Below are 20,641 nucleotides of genomic sequence, written 5' to 3' on the forward strand. Positions count from 1 at the left end.
AATCAATCTATCCTTAACTCGTTCGAGCGCGCTTCTAAACACTTTTGTTTTGCATAATAATATCCTTGTTGCCACCAAGTAGTCATTAGTTTTTTATTAAAAATTAATGAGTTTTCTGTAAGCTTTGACGGCGTATAGTATAAATTAAGTTTTACATTTTTATTTTTTGCAGCTAATTTTCCAATGGTAACATCACTTCTTTCTACTTGATCTAATAAATGAGAAAACAAATTAATCATAAGAGAAAACGGATTTTTCCCTAACACTTTATTATACTGCATATTTTCAGATTCCAAAATCACAGCATCTACCTCAGTAGCTCCTCTTAAAATTGCTTCCCGTATAGGTACAACACATCCTAAACCTCCGTCAGCATACTCAAAACCATTCTTTTTCACCAAAGACATAAAAGGAATGTAATTACAAGAAATCCAAATCCAGTCACAAAATTCATCATAACTAAATTCTTTTATTGACTTATACTCTACTCGATTTTTAGAAAGATTAGAAACTGTAACTACTACATCATCTTTAGTTTCTTTAATTAAATTATATTCTTCAAAAGTGAAATACTTTTTTATATGACGTCTAAGCGCTTTACTTTCACCAAAAGTACGCTTCATTTTAATAAACTGCCATAGTGTATTTACAAAATCAATAGAAACAAATTCTCTATTTCCTTTTTTACGCAAAACAAATGGGTTAACACTAAAAATATTATGTTGACTAACATTAGTAAACACCTGATGAATTTTATCAATCTTTCCGGCTGCTAAATGAGGAACAAGCAAACTACCTGTTGATGTACCTAAAAACATATCATAATCCACACCTTCTTCTTGCATAAGGTATTGCGCCACACCTCCTGCGTATGCCCCCTTACTACCTCCTCCTGAAATTACTAATGCTCTCATTTATTTATATTTTTTTTCAGCTCTTTTGCAAATTTTTTAAATCGCCAATTATGATGCTTCGTTGCTTGCTCTAAATTTTCTTGACACCTAGTACCACATGAACTTATCCATGCTAGATAACTAAATGCATTTTGTCGAATTTCGAAACCATATTTAGGACTTGTGTAACTTTCTAACTCATTAAAATAAAGCGTTTCGTTTTCAGGCTCAAAATCACCAGTAATAAGCGCCAATGTCAACCAAAGTATTCTAATATTTTTATCATTAAACCCTTGAATATCTTTTGTTTTTTGCAGGTATTTACTTTGGTCCTCAGGAAAATTATTCCACAATCCAAATAAAGCAGCCTCAATAGTTAGATAGGATTTATCATCTAAAAGAGATTCATAATCTTCTTTTAATTCTAAAGGAATTTTTGATAATAATTTCGCAATTGTTTGGCGCACCTTAATACTGTTTTTAAAGTCCTTTTTTTTAATATGACCAGGTATTTGACCAATTACTTTAATTTTAGCTTCGTCTGAAATCCATGAGCTTAAATAGTCTTTACATTTAGATGTATAGTTTTCACAATCTATTTGAATGTATTGCTTTACAAATGTTGAACTTAAATATAATATCTCTTCAACTTTTTCATAATTAAACCTAACTTCACTCAACCATTCTTTTACAAATTGACTTAAATCTTTACCGGAAGCTTTTTCAACTTCAACTATAAAATCATTAGTTTCAACATTTTTAAATTGATGCTTTTTTAAATAGTTTTTAACTGCCACTCTAAAAGCTTTATCGCCAACTTTGTCACGCAAAATATGCAAAACCAAACACCCTTTTTTATAAAACGTTGTACTACTCGATTTTGGATTTAAAAGCGACGTACTAGCCCCTCTTCTTTCTTGATCTAACAATTCTTGAGCGTATTCATATAATCGCCAATAGTAGTAGTCTTCTCCAAAAATATCACGCTCAGCTAACAATGCATAATACGTAGCAAACCCCTCTTGTAACCAATGGTGCGTTCCAGAAGTTTCGGTAACCAAATCTCCAAACCATTGATGCGCTAATTCGTGAGCATTTACGTTAACATAGTTTTTGTCTACAAATCCTATGGAATCAACAACAAATCCATCCGAAAAAATGGTGATACTAGTATTTTCCATTCCCGCATATAAAAAATCTTTTACAGGCACTTGCTTGTAATTTTGCCATGGATACGGAATACCAATTTCTTCCTCAAGAAAATCAAACATTTGTTTAGTATAGCGATAAGTTGGTTCAACGTTTAATGAATCCTCAGGATAAAAATACATTTCTAAGGGAATACCGCTTTTAGAATATTCTACTTTTTTATCGTATTTACCAATAACTAAAGCAACTAAATAGCTAGACATGGGTTTTTGCATATCGTAATGCCATGTTGTGGTTGATTTGCTGATTCGCTTATTTATCAGCTTACCATTAGCAACAACTTCATAATCAGAATCAAAGGTAATCGACAAATCAAATTCAATTTTATCATTCATATCATCAATGCTTGGCAACCAATTGCTTGTGTATTTACCTTGTCCTTGAGTCCAAACTTGCTTATTCCTATTTTCATTTTTCCAATCAATGAAATACAATGCCTTTTTAGGCTTAGCAGCATACTTCAAAACCAATTCATAAACTTCGCCTTTTTTGAATTCGTTATAAATTATAATCTGGTTTGAGTTATTTTTAGATTTAATACCATAATGCAAAACGTCAACATGAACTCCAACTTCGCGCAATTCAACTTTAGAAAATTCCATATTTTTAGCATCAAGATACACTGAGTCAATATCTCTAATTACTACAAACTCATAAGTTATTAGTCCTTCAATTTCTTTTTTTACTAAATCTCTAAAAATTATATCGACTTTAGCAGTTTTAAAATCAACATATTCAGTTTGCTGAGCTACCCCAATAGAACAAACAGACAAAAAAGAAAGAAGTATTAAATTTTTCATATTTAAACCACAACAAGTATTAGACCAAAATAGCACTTTTAATCTTAATTGAAATACACTAAATTCGCTTTTATGAGTGTTAACCTTCAAACCCCAATTGATTATTTAAAAGGCGTTGGCCCTAATCGTGCTGATTTACTACGTAAGGAACTAGGTATTCACACTTATCAAGATTTAATCAATCTATTTCCAAACAGATACATAGATAGAACGCATTATTATAAAATCAATAAACTACAACGCAATAATGCCGATGTACAAGTTATTGGTAAAATAACTGGCTTTAAAGAAGTGGCTCAAAAACGAGGAAAACGACTGGTAGCAACTTTTCAAGACGAAACTGGTACTATGGAACTTGTTTGGTTTAGAGGACAAAAGTGGATAAGAGAAAATTTAAAACTAAACAAACCCTATGTAGCTTTTGGGAAAACCAATTGGTTTAGCAGCAAATTTAATATGGCGCACCCAGATTTAGAACTTCTGGAAGAACATGAAAAGAATCTGCGTTCTGGAATGCAAGCTATTTATCCTTCTACCGAGAAATTATCAAATAAAGGCATTAGTAATCGTGTAGTTGGCAAAATCATGCAACAGCTTTTTATCGAAACTGGCGGAAAGTTTACCGAAACCCTATCTGAAAATTTACTTTCAGAATTAAAATTAATTAGTAAAAAAGACGCACTCTTTAATGTTCATTTTCCGAAAAATCAAAAGTTACTTTCAAAGACTCAATATCGATTAAAATTTGAAGAATTATTTTACATCCAATTACAATTAATTTTAAAAAATTTAATTCATAAATCAAAAATTAAAGGCTTTCCTTTTGAAAAAGTAGGAGACTACTTTAACAGTTTTTTTAATGACCATTTACCCTTCGAATTGACCAATGCACAAAAACGTGTTTTAAAAGAAATTCGTGCCGATTTAGGCAGTAACGCGCAAATGAATCGGTTATTACAAGGTGATGTGGGTTCTGGAAAAACCATAGTAGCCCTCATGTCAATGTTAATAGCACTTGACAACGATTTTCAAGCCTGCTTAATGGCGCCGACTGAAATTTTGTCAGTCCAACATTATAATGGATTATTAGAACTATGTAACAGTCTAAATATCAGTATAAAACTATTAACAGGTTCAACTAAAACTTCAGATAGAAAAAAAATTCATGAATCTTTAGAAAATGGTGAATTGCAAATACTAATTGGCACACATGCTTTGCTTGAAGACAAGGTGAGATTTAAAAATTTAGGGCTAGCAATTATTGATGAACAACATAGATTTGGAGTTGCTCAACGGTCAAAATTATGGAAAAAAAACACCTCCCCCCCACACGTTTTAGTGATGACTGCAACACCAATTCCTAGAACATTAGCAATGTCAATTTATGGTGATTTAGACATCTCAATAATTGATGAATTACCACCCGGAAGAAAGTCTATAAAAACAGTTCACCGATATGATAAAAACCGACTAAATGTATTTCGATTTATTCGTGAGGAAATTGATAAAGGAAGACAAATTTATATTGTTTATCCTCTAATTCAAGAAAGCTCAGCTATGGATTATAAAGATTTAATGGATGGTTACGAAAGTATCTCCAGAGATTTTCCAATGCCAAAATATCAAATATCTATAGTTCACGGAAAAATGAAACCTGCAGACAAAGATTACGAAATGCAACGTTTTATTAAAGGCGAAACACAAATTATGGTAGCGACTACAGTTATTGAGGTAGGTGTAAACGTACCGAATGCTTCTGTTATGATAATAGAAAGTGCAGAGCGTTTTGGATTGTCCCAACTACATCAATTACGTGGTCGTGTTGGACGTGGTGCAGAACAAAGCTATTGCATTTTAATGACTAGCCATAAACTTAGCAACGATAGTAAAATACGCTTAGAAACAATGGTTAAAACCAATGATGGCTTTGAAATTGCTGAAGTAGATTTGAAATTGAGAGGCCCAGGAGATATTATGGGCACCCAACAAAGCGGTGTTTTAAATTTAAAGATTGCTGATATAATTAAGGATAATGATATTTTACAAAGCGCCAGATTTTATGCTAAAAAAATTCTTCAAAGTGACCCTGCTTTATCAAAGCAAGAGAATCATACTATTTTAAACACCTATAGACAATTAAGTAAATACAAGAATATCTGGAACTATATTAGTTAGACTAGTTTTTAAACACATCTCAATTTTTAACAGTCATTTTTGTTAAAGTTCTGTAAAACAGTCTTTAAAACTAAACTTTCCTTATACCTTTAAAGGTATCTGATTACTAACTAACATAAGTATACCATGAAGCTCATAAAATTAATATACAAATTTAACTTCATTATATTCTTCTTCTTCAACATAGCTCATTCTCAAGAAAACACTTATAGCTGCAAAAATGAAGCTTATAGTTTTCTTAAACAAACCATTGGCAAATGGCATGTAATAACTAAAGATCGCACATCCCCTAATGTATATGAAAACAATTACGGTACTTCAATAATTACAAGCTCCATTGAAGGGTGTGGTGTTAAAGAATCTTATAAAGGTGTTTATAGAAATAAAAAATATGCTAGAGAAGTTTTTCTTACAGGGTTAGATTCAACTAATGTAGAAATGTTAGCATTAGACTCAGAGCATGGGTCGTTTTCAACTTTAAACGGATCAATTAAAAATAATGAGTTAACCACTTATTGGTACCGAAACAAAGAAGTTAAAAGGCTGCAGTCAAAATACATTATGTCATTTACTGATACTAATACTTTTGAATTTTCATCTTATTTGTCAACCAATCATGGTAAAGATTGGGCATTAACTCATCAAAGAAAATATTACAGAATAAACTACGAAGAGATTGAAATGAAGACCAAAGACAGTATATTAGTTTACGGCGATTTATATACAATTAAAAAAGAATACCCAACTATTATACTATTTCACCAAGGAGGTTCTAATGCAAAAGGCGAGTATCATTCAATAGCTCCTAAATTGCTTAATGAAGGTTACAATATTATGGCTATAGACCAAAGAGTTGGTGGCTCATCGTATTATGGTGGCTATAATAGAACTATTTCAAAACTAGGCACAAATAGCTTCACTTATTGCGATGCGTATACTGATTTAGAGGCTGCCCTAGATTACATAATAGGCAAAAAATATAACGGAAATAAAATTTTATGGGGAAGCAGTTATGGTGCAGCTTTAGCCATTCAATTAGCGAGTAAAAGAGAGTATGATATTTCAGCATTATTAGCTTTTTCACCATCAACTGGAAATGCAGTTAAAACATGTCATCCAAATCAATATATAAATCAAATAGGCCTTCCTTTTTTATTGCTAAGACCAAAGAAAGAAATGGAACGAGAAAGCTCAGTAGAGCAATTTAGTATTGCCAAAGAACATGGACATCAAACTTATATTGCAGAACACGGTACACACGGTTCTTCTATGTTGGTTAAAGATCGTGTAGGTGCTGATGTGAATAAAAATTGGAATATAGTTTTGGAATTTCTAAATAAACACAGAAATTAATAAAGCTCAATCATATAGATTGAGCTTTATAAACTGATAGTAGCTTGATTGATGATTTTTACATTACTCCCAACTCCTTTAAAAGCTTTTCTGAATTTGCTTTTACATTTGCTGGCGGATTAAGTGACAATGATTTTTTTAAGTTTTTAATTGCATTCTTTTTATCTCCCATATTTTTATAGCATTCACCTAAGCTATCATAAACATTGGCGTTGTTTGGATTATTAGCTACATTTAATTTAAAATATTTTAATGCTCGATTAAAATCTTTAGCAGCAACCATTTGGTAGCCTAAATTATTTAATTGATTGGTATTTGCCATAGCTGAAGCTTCATCCATTAATGCTGCATATTCATCTGTTTTCCCCAGTTTGTTTAATATTTGACCTTTAAGCGCTACATTATTAAACGTTTTCTGACTAAAAAATTGTCCAGCTATTGCTGCATCCACCCAACCTAAAGCCTCATTAAGATCGCCACCATTGTTTAAAGCAAAACGGGCAGCTTGCTCCCAGTTTTGGCGTTGAAATCCATCTTGACCTTTAAATTTAGCCCTAAAATCGTTTAACACAATTTCTGTAACATCAAAAGAAACCTTAAAAGGGAATCCTTTTTTCTCCCATGCAAGCACAGCTGTTGCTGATTCTGCATCAACATTATTGAATTCAAAAGATAGTAATTCGTGGTGCGGAACAGTAGTGATTTTAATATCTGCTCTTAAGGCATCTTTACTCTTATCATAAAAATAACTACCCCATGCATTAGCATCATTTGATAATATAAGAGTAGCTGTGTTATCTGCTTTAACCTCTAGATGCAAACCGTAAGTTCCTGCCTTTATAGGTTTGCCTTCTACTTTGGCATCATGAGAAAATGTAATGATAGTATTTTCATTAGCACCAGCGCGCCATGGTGCTGCGGTTGCTGTACCAAAACCTAGATTATTCATCCCGTAAGGGACTAACTTCCCCCAGACCTCTCTACCTTTTACACTTGGTCTAGAATAAGTGATTGAAACATCTGAAACACCTACGCGTTGTGACACTGTAGCCTGCTGACTACCTCTTGGTGTGTTTAATTGAGAATAAGCACTGAAACTAAAAGCAAGTACCAGTAGCATACAAAATTTAGTAAGTTTGTTGTTTTTCATTTTTGATTGTGTTTAGTTTGTACCTCAAGGTATTGACAAATAGTAATAGCAAGTGTTAGCGTTTTGTTAAAGAAGCACACCCATTTGTTAATTAACTATTTATTAAGAAGAATTTAACAACATAAAACCTCGTAGAGAATGTTTAACTTTGCGAGCCTTTTATAAAAAGAAGAATGATACACATTCACGAAAAGACTTTACAAGATTTAGAATTTCCTACAGTTTTACAACATGTTAGCGAGCATTGTGTAACACCGTTAGGAAATGAAAGAGCTCTTAAAATTTTACCATACAAAAAAAAAGAAGAGCTCCGTATGGCTTTGCAATTAACCAACGAATATTTATCATCCTTTTATAACGATAACCGAATTCCAAACCATGGCTTTGATTCAATTGTAAAAGAAATTAAACTTTTACGCATCGAAAACACATACCTTGAAGTACATGGTTTAAAAAAATTAGTTTCAATTTCGTTAACTGCTAATGAAATTGTTAACTATTTAAAAAAGTTTGAAGAATATTACCCCGCTCTAAACCAATATGCTTCACATATAGAAGTCACAAAAGTAATTATCGAAAAAGTTGATGCTATCGTAGATCGATTTGGGGATATTAAAGATAATGCATCACCGCTTCTTTTTGATTTAAGGCAATCAATAAATCGTATAAAAGGAAAAATAAATGCAAGCTTTTCATCAGCGCTAAACACTTATCATAATCTTGAATATTTAGATGATATTAGAGAATCTGTAGTAGATAACAAACGAGTATTAGCTGTAAAAGCAATGTATCGTCGTAAAGTTAAAGGCGCCATTATGGGCGGCAGCAAAACCGGAAGTATTGTTTATATAGAACCAGAAACAACACTTCAACATTCGCGAGAGCTTAATAATTTAGAGTATGAAGAACAGGAAGAAGTTGTTAGAATTTTAAAAGAAGTTACTAATTATATACGACCGTTTTTACCATTATTAGAACAATATCAAGCATTTTTAATTGATATTGATGTTATTTTCGCTAAAGCGAAATATGCAAAATCTATGAATGGTATTCTTCCAGAAATTTCAGAAGACAGAAAGATATTTCTTCGTGATGCCTATCATCCTTTGCTGTATTTAAATAATTTAGAGAAGAAAGAAAAGACATTTCCTCAAACTATCGAATTAAAACAAGATAGCAGAATTATTGTTATTTCTGGTCCTAATGCAGGTGGAAAAAGCATTACATTAAAAACAGTTGGACTATTACAAGTTATGCTACAAAGCGGGATGCTAATCCCTGTTCATGAGCGTAGCAAGGCCTGTTTGTTTGATCGGGTTTTAAGTGATATTGGAGATAATCAATCAATAGAAAACCATTTAAGCACCTATAGCTATCGCTTAAAGCAAATGAATTACTTTTTAAAAAAGTGCAATAAGAATACGCTCTTTTTAATTGATGAATTTGGAACAGGTAGTGATCCCGAACTTGGTGGTGCTTTGGCAGAAACTTTTTTAGAAGAGTTTTATCATCGTGAAGCTTTTGGAATAATAACAACTCACTATTCTAATTTAAAAATATTAGCAAATGAATTACCACACATGCTTAATGCTAATATGCTTTTTGATGAACGCACTTTAGAACCCCTTTTTAAATTGGTTATTGGGCAAGCAGGAAGTAGTTTTACCTTTGAGGTTGCTCAGAAAAATGGTATTCCTTATAGTTTAATAAATCGAGCCAAAAAGAAGATAGAACGTAGCAAAGTACGGTTTGATGCTACTATAGCAAAGCTTCAAAAAGAACGCTCTCGATTAGAAAAAACAGGGCAATCGTTAAAACAAAACGAAAAGAAAAAGATAGAGGAAGCCGATAAACTCGAAGAAATTAACAACAAAATTCAGAAGAAACTAGAAAGCTATCAAGAATTATATGATAATAACCAACGCCTTATTTATCTTGGACAAAAGCTAAACGATATTGCTGAGAAATATTTTGAAAACAAACAAAAAAGAGCTTTAATGGATGAGCTTTTTAAATTAGTTCAAATAGAAAATTCTAAACGCAAAAAAGTTTCCGCGAAAGCGAAAAAAGTATTAAAAGCCAAAGAAAAACAAGTAAAACAGGAAGCAGAAAAAAAAGTTGAAGTTATTAGAAAAAAGAAAAAAGCAGCGAAGAAAAAAGCTGTTGAAGCTCCTAAACCAAAGCCTGTATTAAAAATTGGAGATCGAGTTCGAATGGAAGATGGGCGTGCTATTGGTAGTATTGATAAGATTGAAAAAAATAAAGCCATAGTTAACTACGGCTTATTTACTACTAATGTAAGTTTAGAACAATTGGAATTGGTTGAAGCTGTTAAAAAATAATCATGGCTTTATAAACTTTATTGCTTCTCTATTTTTTAGTTTTAAGAAATACAATCCGCTTGAGAGGTTTTCTATATTAATAGAATTTCCATTCAATAAAGTTCCTTTTAAAATAGGTTTGCCAACTACATCATAAACATTATAACTACTTCTCTCACTTAAGCCTGTAATAGAAATGTTTGTTGTGGCTGGGTTAGGAAATAGTTTTATTACCAACTCTTTTTCTAAATAATTTGTGCTTAAAGTTCCATTTATGGTTCCAAAATCCTGCCAAATAGAAGCGGTTGAGTAAGCACTATCACTACCTACTGGCACGCTTAACGTTACAAGAGATAAATTCCTCCCTTGAAATACCGATGTTGTAATAGCTAAGGGTACTTGAATATCAATATTAAATGCTTCTAATGTGTAATTGCCATAAAAAGCATAATCTCCAATTGAAGTAACTGAACTTGGTACATTAACAGTTTTCATATCTCTACAAACTTCAAAGGCATAATTATCAATTAATGTTACTGAACTTGGAATATCTATTGACGTTAAACCACTATAGGCAAATGCTCTAGTTCCTATTGATTTTACTGTATTTGGTATATTTATTTGTGTTAGACTTTCGCAATAATGAAAAACATTATCACCTATACTTTCCAAAGTATTAGGTAAAATAATTGAAACTGTATTTTCGCATCGCAAAAAAGCATAACCTCCAATTTCTGTCAAAATTGTTGCAGATAAATCTATAGACAATAAGCTGGTACAATTTCTAAATGCCATATAACCTATGGCGCTAATAGAACTTGTAAAGTTTATTGAGCTTAAATTTGTACATTCTAAAAAGGCCTGTGATTTTATTTCTGTTACTGAATCTGGCAGATTAATTGAAGTTAATCCATTGCATTGATAAAATGCATTTATCCCAATGGCAGTAACGCTATATATTACTCCCAGATTTTCAACTGCTTCTGGAATTACTATATCTCCAGTATAACATTCAGGTTTATTAGAAACTTCAACTTCTGTGGTATTAAGAATATTATATTTTACTCCATCAACTTCAAAATTTTGTGCCGTAACCTTACTAAAACTGATTAGGGCTATGAATATATAAAGATGTATTTGTATTTTCATTTTTATTGCTTTTTTAAGTGAAATAACAGCCGACACCAAGTTGTTGAATCGACAACTTTAGGTGCCGACTGTTTGATTAATAGTCCCTTACTTAATTCTAGTTACAGCAAAATATGCTCTAACTTCATGATCAGACTTTTCATCAAAATCGAGTCTGTAATTAAACTCTCTATCATCATCGCTAAATGTTTTATCTGGATCTCCAGGAAGATTGTATGGGATGCTACTTAATGACACTTGCAATTCTCTAAAGCCTAAGTTATCATTAAAGCTTGCATCTTTATCATATAACTGACCTGACAAATACACATAATCTTCACCATAATTAGGCCTGTACAATTCAAATTCCTTTATACTGTATATATGATGATGTCCCTCTAATTTTAGATCATTACTTTCAGTCCTAGACCATTTCACCTCTCTATCTTCTCCACTCTCTTGAACATAGCCATTATCGCTATATAAACGCCCTTTAACATTTCCAAAAAGCTCTAAATGATTACCCTCAAAACCTCCAGGGGTTTTTCTAACTCTTATTTTTATAAGCTCTACTTTAAACTTTGGATAAGCTAAGTCACAAGTTCTAACAGCATACTCACTAGATAAAACAACCTTTGCAATAGGAAAATCTTTCTTTATATATCTTAAAGTATAACCAAGCGGTAAACCAGGAGAATCCACCGAATAATCACCACCATTCGTTATATACTCAAAAGCGCCAGATGGTCCCTCTACTACCTTTGCTGCATCTCCGCCAGAGCCTCCAATAACCAAAGCTTTTACTACAGAACTGCTCCAAAAACCATTATACTCTCCATTAGTCCCAGCCGTACCCCCATTAAATGCAGCGCTAAATGCGGCATGTGCTTCTGTAATTTCAGAATCTGTTTCAACAGTATAAAGCAGCATTCTTCCATATTTTACAGAAGATACTATTACTGGGCTAATGGAATTTAAATTAGGTTTAGAAGTAAATAAAGCCCCTGGGTTATCATTAGGAGGTAGGGTTAAATCTATAGTATAATAAATTTGTAAATATTTTATAACATAGCGGTATTTTTTTGTAGAATTACTAAAATCAAAAGATGCAGACACACTATTTTTTCCTTTAGAATAGCTAGCCCCTAATGCAACACTTAAATGCTCTTCTGAATATACCTCTTCGGTTGTAAAATTAATTTTTGCCGCAGTAGATCCTGTAACACCTTGTTGCAACATATCTTTTACACCTTCTCTAACGGTATCTAAACTCGGATTTTCAATAACCGTAGACGGTTTACCGTTTAAATTTTCTAATGATACTGATAAAGTTATTGGAGCTCTACCTCCATTAATACCTATATATTCTCCTGTTGGTATAGATTCACCCTTTAACATTGCTCCTGGATAAATAACATCACTAGTTGGGTCTAGCAATATCATTTCACTAAAAGCCGGTGCAGTTTTATAATGTTTAACTACACATTCTAAAGAGGTGTCTTCAGTATCGCGCTCAGGATCTTCTTCACTTACAAATTCTTGACCAGACTCTGCTGGCTGACTAAAAGTTGAAAGTGATGCTAAATAATCACTGATGTCTTTTTGGTTTTCTTCTGAAATAGTATCATTATTATCATTTACGCTTTCAGAGCTGCATCCGTTGCAAGAAAACAAGGTTATAATAAAAAATGCACTGTAAAAAATGTGTTTAGCTGTTAATAATTGTGTTTTCATAATTTCTAATTTTTGTGATTCAACACTTCAAAACTAGATAGGAAAGCAAGTGAAAACTAATTTTTGGCATGGACAAAGTATGGACATGACATATAAAAACACTATCTAATGCCTATAGACAGCAAAGAACATTTAAAAAAATTAAAAATACTAACTAACTGAAATGCAATAGTTTAAATTATAAAAAAAATCAAAAAACCATTATCAATCATGGACTTTATATGGACAAATAGTTTTATACTTATTGATTAAACCAGTATTCGAATACATTTAATATTTATCTTAGTACAGTTAAACATTAAAATTATGTACCATAGAATCTTTCCTCTTTTTTTATTTTTCGTTTTAAATATCCAAAATTCAGGTTCACAAAACAATACTGATATAGATAGCCTTTTGGCGGTTTATAAAAATCATCCTAAGGACACAATTAAAGCAAAAAAGGCAAATCAGATTATTAATTATTATATGTATCGCTCTTCTGGTATAGCAAAAAAATATGCTTTTGAATTACTTGATTTATCCAATGAAATTGACTTCGATTCTGGTAAGGCCTTAGCATTATATCAACTTGGTGTTGTATATAATAATATCGATAAGTTGGATTCTGCCCGGTATTATTATAATTCAAGTTTGAAGCTAGCCAATAAAATTGATAATGGAGTTTATAAGTCGAAAGCCTACAGGGGGCTTGCCATAATTGAATTTTCTCAAGGCCACTTACTCAAAGCGGATAGTATCAACAATCTAGATCTAGAAAATACTATACAGCATGGTGATACTATGGGAATGGCACTTGCTTACGATTTTAAGGGAACTATTCACCAAAACAAAGGTTACTATTCGATTGCCTTAAAAAATGTTTTGAAGGGACTAAAACTATTTGAAACAATTGGGAACTCAATCAGGATTGCTGATTCATATAACCATTTAGCTACTATAGAGCATACCTTAGGAAACCTCGAAAATGCCATTGCCTATAACAAAAAGGCACTTAAAATATATGAAGATCATAATGATATATATTATCAGGCCGTTGCATTAAATGACATTGGTATCATGTATATGAAATCGAATCAAGAGGAAATAGCCATTGAATACTATGAAAGGAGTTTAATTAAGAGTAGACAGGCAAAAGTAAAGTCTACAGAAGCTGCCACATTAACAGGATTAGGTTCAGCCTACTTACAACTTAATAATCCTGAACAGGCAATAAAATACTACAACCAATCTATTTTGACTTCGAAATCCATAAATGGCAAAAGACGCATAGCTGTTGCCCAAAATAAATTATCAGAGGCATACATTCAAATCAATGATTATAACAAAGCAATAAAAACTGCACGTGCGGCTATGGAGTATGCAAATACTCACAATAATATATCTATTGAACGCGAATCAAACAGGCAGTTAAGTAGCGCATATGAATATTTGGGAAACTATAACCTGTCATTATCATTTCATAAGGCGTTCAAAAAAATTAACGATTCAATAATAAATGAAGAGAAAATAAAGACTATTGAAGAACAACGCGTGCAATTCGATACAGAAAAGAAAGAAGTCGCTCTTAGACTTCAGGAACAAGAAATAAAAACCTTAAACCAGGAAGTAGAAATTACCAATTTAAGAAAGAGCTTATACGCCGGAGGAATGATGTCATTCCTAGCGCTTTCTGGGCTTCTGTATTTCGGTTTCAAACAACGCATCAAAAAGAACAAAATAGCACGCGAAAAACAAGAAGAAATATATAAACAAGAAATAGCATTCAAGAAAAAAGAGCTCACCTCACAAACACTTCATTTGGTTCAAAAAAATACGTTTATTCAAGAATTAAAAGAGAACTTAGAGAAAATTAAAAAATCGCCTGAGTTGTTTAAAGTTGAGTTTAGACGTTTAGTGATGTTACTAAAAAAAGAAAGTGCCGAGGATAAAGATTGGGAGATATTTAAAAGCTACTTTTCTGAAGTGCATAATAATTTTGACAATAAACTTAAAACCATTTATGCAAGTATTAGTGAAAAAGAAATACGGTTAGCTTCTTTTTTAAGAATGAACCTTTCTACAAAAGAGATAGCATCTATGTTAAATGTATTGCCAGATAGTGTATTAAAATCGAAGTACAGATTAAAGAAAAAACTTGGTTTAGACAAAGATACAGACCTTAATAACTACTTGAATACGCTTTAAATTAGTTGTATCTTTGTAGTATGAATTTTGAGTTCCCAAAATGCAAAAAATTAATTCTATTCGATGGTATTTGTAATCTTTGCAATACATCTGTGCAATACGTAATAAGACATGATAAAAAGAATGTTTTTATGTTTACAGCTTTACAGAGCGAAACTGGAAATAAAATCATTAAACATTATAATATAGATACTTCTAAAATAGATTCTATCTTACTTTATACTCCACAAAAAGGTATTGATTATAAAAGTACTGCAGCATTAAAAATTGCATCACAACTAGGGTTTCCTCAAAATTTAATGAATATATTTTTTATTATCCCTCTGTTTATACGCAATTGGGTTTACGATTATATTGCAAAAAATCGTTACAAATGGTATGGTAAAAGAGATGCTTGTATGATTCCTACTCCTGAATTGAAAAGTAAGTTTCTAGAATAAGTAAAGTTATAACATTAACTTATTAATTGCATCAAAAAATTGTTTCTTGTAAGTATCACCAATCGGCAAATTATTGCCATTAGAAATATAAACACTTAAAGTATCGGTTTTAATGATATTTTGAATAGAGACAACATAAGATTTATGAATTTTAATAAACTTATTTTTTGGTAATTCTGTTTCAAAATACTTCAAAGTACTATAAGTAATGATTTGTTTGTCTGTAAGATGTATAGAGACATAGTTTTTTAAACTTTCTATATACAAAATATCTTTTAAACTAACCTTTTCAAAGTTGTTTTTCCCGTCTGTTTTTATAAAAATAAAATTGTTAAAAGCTGTTTGATTAGTTGGAGCATCCTTAGATTTGATCTTTAAAACAGCATTATAAAAACGCTCAAACTCAAAAGGCTTTAGCAAATAATCTACGGCATTTAATTCATAGCTTTCTAATGCAAATTGCGGATATGCTGTTGTAAAAATAACATGCATTTTGCCTTTTATAATTTTAGATAGTTGTATACCAGTAATAGTTGGCATTTGTATGTCTAAAAAGATAATATCTAACCTTTCTTTCTCAATAATACTTAAAGCTTCAATAGGGTTTGTAGTAGAGGCCACTAATTTTAAAAAAGGAACCTTGCTTACATATGATTCTAATAGCCTAACAGCAGGGGCTTCATCATCAACAATTAAACAATTTAAAGTTTTCATAATTAATTGTTTTTCAATGGAATTTTTAAATAAGTAGAATAAGTATTATTAGACTCTTTGTGATTAAATGTATAATTATCATTAAATAATAATTGCAATCGTTTATTTAAATTTTCTCTTCCTATGCCTGTGCTACTATAGTTCTTTACGTTAGAAATTTTATTTTTCGTCATTAATTCTAGGTTATTGTCATTAATTTTTATAGATATTTCTGCTGGAATAGATGAATCATTTGTAATACCGTGTTTAAAAATATTCTCTATAAAATGAATAAGGATTAAAGATGGTATTTCTTGCTGTTTAATATCTCCGTTAATAGAAAAATTTAAGAATAAGTTATTTTCAAAACGTTTTTTATAAAAATAAACATAGTCCTCTATAAATTTTAACTCCTTTTTTAATGGCATAAAATCTTTTTGAGCATCATAGGTAAGGTATCTTAAAAGTTCAGACAATTTGTGAATTCCTTTTGCTGTTTCTGGTTGTTTATCAGCTAATTCCGAATAAAACACATTTAAGGTGTTAAATAGAAAATGGGGTTCTAATTGCGTTTTCAAAGCATCTAATTTCGCTTTTTGTTGTTCCAATTGCAACTGGTGTATTGTTGAACTACTTTTTAAATACATAAATAGAAAATACATAAACGTACTAAACAAAATAGCTTTTAAAGCATAATAAGAGTTATCAAAAATATAAAACCAAAAAACTCTTGTTCTATCTGAATAATTATGAAATCCACCAATTGAATACACTAATATTTCTTCAAAAAAATAACGAACTCCTGCAAATATGAAAAAAAGTGAAATTTGTCCTAAAATAAAAAGCAACACATTCTTCTTAGGTAATGTATTAGGGCAAATTATTTTATAATTAATTGCATACACACAAAAAAATGCAATATTAAATGTAAACAAATATATTATGCCTAAAGGGAAAAGTCTTTCGTAAAGCTTTTCAGGTCCCATTCTAATATAACTATCAAACAGGTTCATTCCTATAATAATAACCCCAAGCAGAAAATGATATTTAAAAGTACGTTTTAATCTCATACATCAAATGTAACGATTAATCTCAATCTCATTTTCGTTTTAATTTATCACTAAGCTTTTTTAGGACAAACAGGTTAAAACACAAAACGAAACAAATGATGTAACGTTTAGCATGGTTAATACAATAAAAATAGGCTTATATGGAATTTTAATTTAAGCGTGAATATGTATAAGTATTTTCGAAGTGTAAATTAAAAAACATTTTTCTATGAAACCTAAAACCATATCATTGCTTACGTTTATATTACTGGCAGTTTCTCTATTTGCTCAAAAAGCACAAATAGAAGAGCATTTTAAAAATATTAATTCATCTGATTTACTAATATTAGGATCTTTTCACTTTGCAAACCCACAATTAGATACTTACAAACCAAAATATAGTATAAATATCTTTTCTGAGAAAAAACAACAAGAATTAAACGAACTATTAAGTGTAATTAAAAAATTCGCACCTACAAAAATTGCAGTGGAATGGAAAGCAAGTAATCAAATAAAACTTGATTCTATATATAATGCCTATCTAAAGGGAGAATTTAAATTAAAATCGAATGAAATTTACCAAATTGCTTTTCAGTTAGCTAAAATACTTGGGCACAAAAAAATATATGCCGTAGACGCTCCATCAAGGGGTTTTAAAAACAACTTATCTAAAGAAGAATACAAAGAAAAACAAAACAGCTTTTACATAAAAGCTGGTCAAGAAAAGGTCAATAGAGAAATGCAAATTAATGAGACTTATTATAGTTTATATGAAAAAGGAGATAAACTAAAGACCGAAATACCACTTATAGACTATTTTAAAATTATGAACGATCCAGATGTAGTTAATCACAACCATGGTCATTATTTAATGGGTGAATTTAAAATGGGTGATGCTGAGGTAGATGATTACTTTGGTGCAGATAATTCTATATGGTGGTATAGTAGAAACTTAAGAATTTTTCAAAACATTTTAAACATAAATACTCCAGGGAAAGACAGAATGTTTCTTTTAATTGGAGCTGGCCATTTATCAATTCTTAATTATTTGGCAAATGCATCTGTAGACTTTAATTTAAAAAGCTTTGAGAGTTTAATTAGAGAATAAAACAAATACAATAAAAAACTTAAAAAATAACAAGATGAAAACTAAAACAATAGTAATAATCTGCTTTGTACTAACCTTAAATAATTTGGTCGCTCAAAATAATATTATCAAAGACAATTTATTCACAGCAAACAAATTATCATCAGAAAAATTACAGACATTTTTAAAAAGCAAAATTGAAGGCACTCAATTTATAATGTTAGGAGAGCAACACGGCATTAAAGAAGTTGGAAAAATTACTAATGAACTATATAATATTGGTGTGGAATACGGATACAACACCCTTTGTATAGAAACCGATCCTATTGCTGCAAAAACTATTGAAACCCTTTTTTCAAAACCCAAAAACTCAGAAAAATCATTTAGTGAATTATATCAAAAATATCCTTATGCTATTCCTTTTTACAATAATAAAAATGATATAGAATTATTTCAAAATATATCAAATCATAAAGGAAAAATTTGGGGTATTGATCAAGTGTTTATGGTAGAGTTTAGATTGGTTTTTGATTACATTTTAAATAACAGTTCAAACAAGCAATTAAAAAAGGCTATAAAACCATTATTGATTGAGGCCAAAAACAATTATAAAATGGCAGTTGAAGACAAAAACTATATGGCTCCATTCATTTTTAAATACACTGATAAACTCCATCAAAAACTAATAACTCTATGTCATTCAGAAAAAGAAAAGGATATTCTAAAGAGCTTAAAAGCTACTAAAGAAATTTATCTTTATAACTTCCAAAAGCATTATTACTTAAATAATAATGAGAGGGCTAAACTAATGAAGAATAATTTTCTAAACTACTATAAAGAAGCTACTCTAAATATAAAAGCACCAAAAGTATTGTTTAAGTTAGGGGCTAATCATGTAAAAAAAGGGCTGAATAACACTAATGTTTTTGATATTTCAAATACCGTATCAGAATTAGCCTTTATTAATGGTGAGAAATCGTTACATATCCGCGCTACAGGGATTAACGGTTTGAAAAATATGGGAAATCCATTTGCACCTGTATCAGTAGTTCCTTTTGATAATACAAAAGATTTGCCAAAAGAAGTTCTTGAAAACATTGAAGGTTTAAAAGAGAAATATTTAATAATAAACACTGTTCCTTTAAGATCGATAACTCATAAATTATCAAAAGAAATGGAAACCCTTGTGCTAAAGTATGATATATTAATTTACATTAAAGATTGTGAAGCATTAGAAGACCTAGAAACAGATTGATTGCTTACTTTAAATTTTTAAGAATAAAATCTACAGTTTTATTAGTATTACTATTCTCTGCATAAGAATCAGTAATATGCTTTGAAGGTACCGCGAAACCTTTTTTAATAAGTGATTGAATAGCATCGGCATACTCTAAGGTTACTTTACCAGTAAGTAATAAACTTAAGTCTTTACCTTCATGATAATAATCGTAGACTTTTTTTAATCCAGTTAAATACAAATAATCCTTTGTAAACCCACCACCACGGTGCGCTCTAACTGTAATATAATATGATTCTTCTCGATCCAAATCATATTGATTATGAAGTAATCTAAATGTTCTTGAAAACGAATACCCTTTAGCTAAGCTATCAACAGCAATAACGCGATATGCCAATTCTTTTAAACGCGTTACTGTTAAATTATTACTCATATACTCAGCAAAAACAGCCAATCCTTCTTGGGTTTCTTCATTATTAGGAAAACCATGAGAAAATATTTTTAAAGGGTGCAACAAACCATTCATTGTCGTTACCATATGCACTCCAATTTCGTGGTTTGTTAATACAGCAATCTCATTATCTGAGTAGGTATGGTTACTGTTTAAAACCAAGGTTTTTACATTATTTAAAACCATAGCTATAGCAGAAAGCTTATCAGAGTGCTTTATAGAGTATGTAAAATCGTATTTCTTGGAAAATGTTCGAAAAAAAGCTTCGGCTTCAATAGCTCTATATTTTGGTATAAAAGCATCGTCATTTATATCCTCGTCATCAAAATGAAGTATAAACTTAGCGTTTTCAACATCTTGCTCTGTTGGTGTACCAAAACAATGTAAGCTATTATAATAAAATTGTTTACCGCCCCCTATAGTTTCTATACATTGTATTAAACCAGAATACGTATAAATAATAGTTTCGTAAAAATCTCTTATCTCCTCATCTTCAATAAGTTCCAAAGGCATTGTAAACAATTCCCTGTGCAACTTAAATTTATCAAAATTAATTTCTGGGTATTTAAAAACAGGGTCCTCTAAATATTTTGAAGCGTAAAATTTCTGCTTCTCTTCTTCTATATTTGTAGGGTTTACATAGCTCAGCAATTCTATTTGCTTAACTAGATTATCTATTCGTTTGTCAATATCTAAAAGAGCTTTAGACCCTACATTAATATCAATCTTCATTT

General features: G+C 30.7%; 15 protein-coding genes. 7 read left to right on the forward strand and 8 right to left on the reverse strand.

The window, feature by feature from the left end; all coding sequences use genetic code 11:
* Nucleotides 1–2: 2 nt before the first annotated feature.
* On the reverse strand, nucleotides 3–914 hold the full coding sequence (locus M3P09_RS09600) for a patatin-like phospholipase family protein (protein WP_249972970.1): 912 nt from the start codon (nucleotides 912–914) through the stop codon (nucleotides 3–5).
* Nucleotides 911–2,902 carry a M1 family metallopeptidase gene (locus tag M3P09_RS09605; protein WP_249972971.1) on the reverse strand — a complete coding sequence of 664 codons (1,992 nt, stop codon included), beginning with the start codon at nucleotides 2,900–2,902 and terminating at the stop codon, nucleotides 911–913. Before M3P09_RS09605 ends, M3P09_RS09600 begins: the two co-directional genes overlap by 4 nt.
* Before the next feature lie 72 nt (nucleotides 2,903–2,974).
* Here M3P09_RS09605 and recG point away from each other — a divergent pair, with 72 nt between their 5' ends.
* Nucleotides 2,975–5,077 (forward strand): ATP-dependent DNA helicase RecG, encoded by a 2,103-nt coding sequence (gene recG, locus M3P09_RS09610; RefSeq protein ID WP_249972972.1) that lies wholly within the window; start codon nucleotides 2,975–2,977, stop codon nucleotides 5,075–5,077.
* Between the two features lie 126 nt (nucleotides 5,078–5,203).
* Nucleotides 5,204–6,430, forward strand: coding sequence for an alpha/beta hydrolase family protein (locus M3P09_RS09615; RefSeq protein ID WP_249972973.1), 1,227 nt, complete (start codon nucleotides 5,204–5,206; stop codon nucleotides 6,428–6,430).
* Between the two features lie 58 nt (nucleotides 6,431–6,488).
* Here the strand turns inward: M3P09_RS09615 and M3P09_RS09620 are convergent, their stop codons facing one another.
* Complete coding sequence (locus M3P09_RS09620; RefSeq protein ID WP_249972974.1) at nucleotides 6,489–7,580, reverse strand: DUF2911 domain-containing protein; 1,092 nt, start codon at nucleotides 7,578–7,580, stop codon at nucleotides 6,489–6,491.
* Between the two features lie 173 nt (nucleotides 7,581–7,753).
* Between M3P09_RS09620 and M3P09_RS09625 the strand changes: the two genes are divergently transcribed.
* Nucleotides 7,754–9,922 carry an endonuclease MutS2 gene (locus M3P09_RS09625; RefSeq protein WP_249972975.1) on the forward strand — a complete coding sequence of 723 codons (2,169 nt, stop codon included), beginning with the start codon at nucleotides 7,754–7,756 and terminating at the stop codon, nucleotides 9,920–9,922.
* Here M3P09_RS09625 and M3P09_RS09630 read toward each other — a convergent pair whose 3' ends face one another.
* Nucleotides 9,923–11,050, reverse strand: a complete 1,128-nt coding sequence (locus M3P09_RS09630; protein WP_249972976.1) for a leucine-rich repeat domain-containing protein — start codon at nucleotides 11,048–11,050, stop codon at nucleotides 9,923–9,925.
* 87 nt (nucleotides 11,051–11,137) lie between these two features.
* Nucleotides 11,138–12,763, reverse strand: coding sequence for a thiol-activated cytolysin family protein (locus tag M3P09_RS09635; RefSeq protein ID WP_249972977.1), 1,626 nt, complete (start codon nucleotides 12,761–12,763; stop codon nucleotides 11,138–11,140).
* 306 nt (nucleotides 12,764–13,069) lie between these two features.
* Here M3P09_RS09635 and M3P09_RS09640 point away from each other — a divergent pair, with 306 nt between their 5' ends.
* Both M3P09_RS09640 and M3P09_RS09645 read left to right on the forward strand, forming a co-directional pair.
* Complete coding sequence (locus tag M3P09_RS09640; protein WP_249972978.1) at nucleotides 13,070–14,950, forward strand: tetratricopeptide repeat protein; 1,881 nt, start codon at nucleotides 13,070–13,072, stop codon at nucleotides 14,948–14,950.
* A gap of 20 nt (nucleotides 14,951–14,970) precedes the next feature.
* Nucleotides 14,971–15,390, forward strand: coding sequence for a thiol-disulfide oxidoreductase DCC family protein (locus M3P09_RS09645; RefSeq protein WP_249972979.1), 420 nt, complete (start codon nucleotides 14,971–14,973; stop codon nucleotides 15,388–15,390).
* Between the two features lie 6 nt (nucleotides 15,391–15,396).
* On the opposite strand, the gene M3P09_RS09650 is transcribed toward M3P09_RS09645, so the two are convergent.
* Entirely contained in the window at nucleotides 15,397–16,104 is a 708-nt protein-coding gene (locus tag M3P09_RS09650; protein ID WP_249972980.1) for a LytR/AlgR family response regulator transcription factor, read from the reverse strand.
* A 2-nt stretch (nucleotides 16,105–16,106) separates the two neighbouring features.
* Nucleotides 16,107–17,153, reverse strand: coding sequence for a sensor histidine kinase (locus M3P09_RS09655; protein ID WP_249972981.1), 1,047 nt, complete (start codon nucleotides 17,151–17,153; stop codon nucleotides 16,107–16,109).
* Nucleotides 17,154–17,361: 208 nt separating this feature from the next.
* Between M3P09_RS09655 and M3P09_RS09660 the strand changes: the two genes are divergently transcribed.
* Both M3P09_RS09660 and M3P09_RS09665 read left to right on the forward strand, forming a co-directional pair.
* Entirely contained in the window at nucleotides 17,362–18,240 is an 879-nt protein-coding gene (locus tag M3P09_RS09660) for a DUF5694 domain-containing protein (RefSeq protein WP_249972982.1), read from the forward strand.
* A 34-nt stretch (nucleotides 18,241–18,274) separates the two neighbouring features.
* Nucleotides 18,275–19,474 carry a hypothetical protein gene (locus M3P09_RS09665; RefSeq protein WP_249972983.1) on the forward strand — a complete coding sequence of 400 codons (1,200 nt, stop codon included), beginning with the start codon at nucleotides 18,275–18,277 and terminating at the stop codon, nucleotides 19,472–19,474.
* Nucleotides 19,475–19,478: 4 nt separating this feature from the next.
* On the opposite strand, the gene M3P09_RS09670 is transcribed toward M3P09_RS09665, so the two are convergent.
* Entirely contained in the window at nucleotides 19,479–20,639 is a 1,161-nt protein-coding gene (locus M3P09_RS09670; RefSeq protein WP_249972984.1) for a peptidase MATCAP family protein, read from the reverse strand.
* Nucleotides 20,640–20,641: the final 2 nt, after the last annotated feature.

Origin of the sequence: Jejuia spongiicola (assembly GCF_023502325.1) — a bacterium.
GTDB lineage: Bacteria > Bacteroidota > Bacteroidia > Flavobacteriales > Flavobacteriaceae > Wocania_A > Wocania_A spongiicola.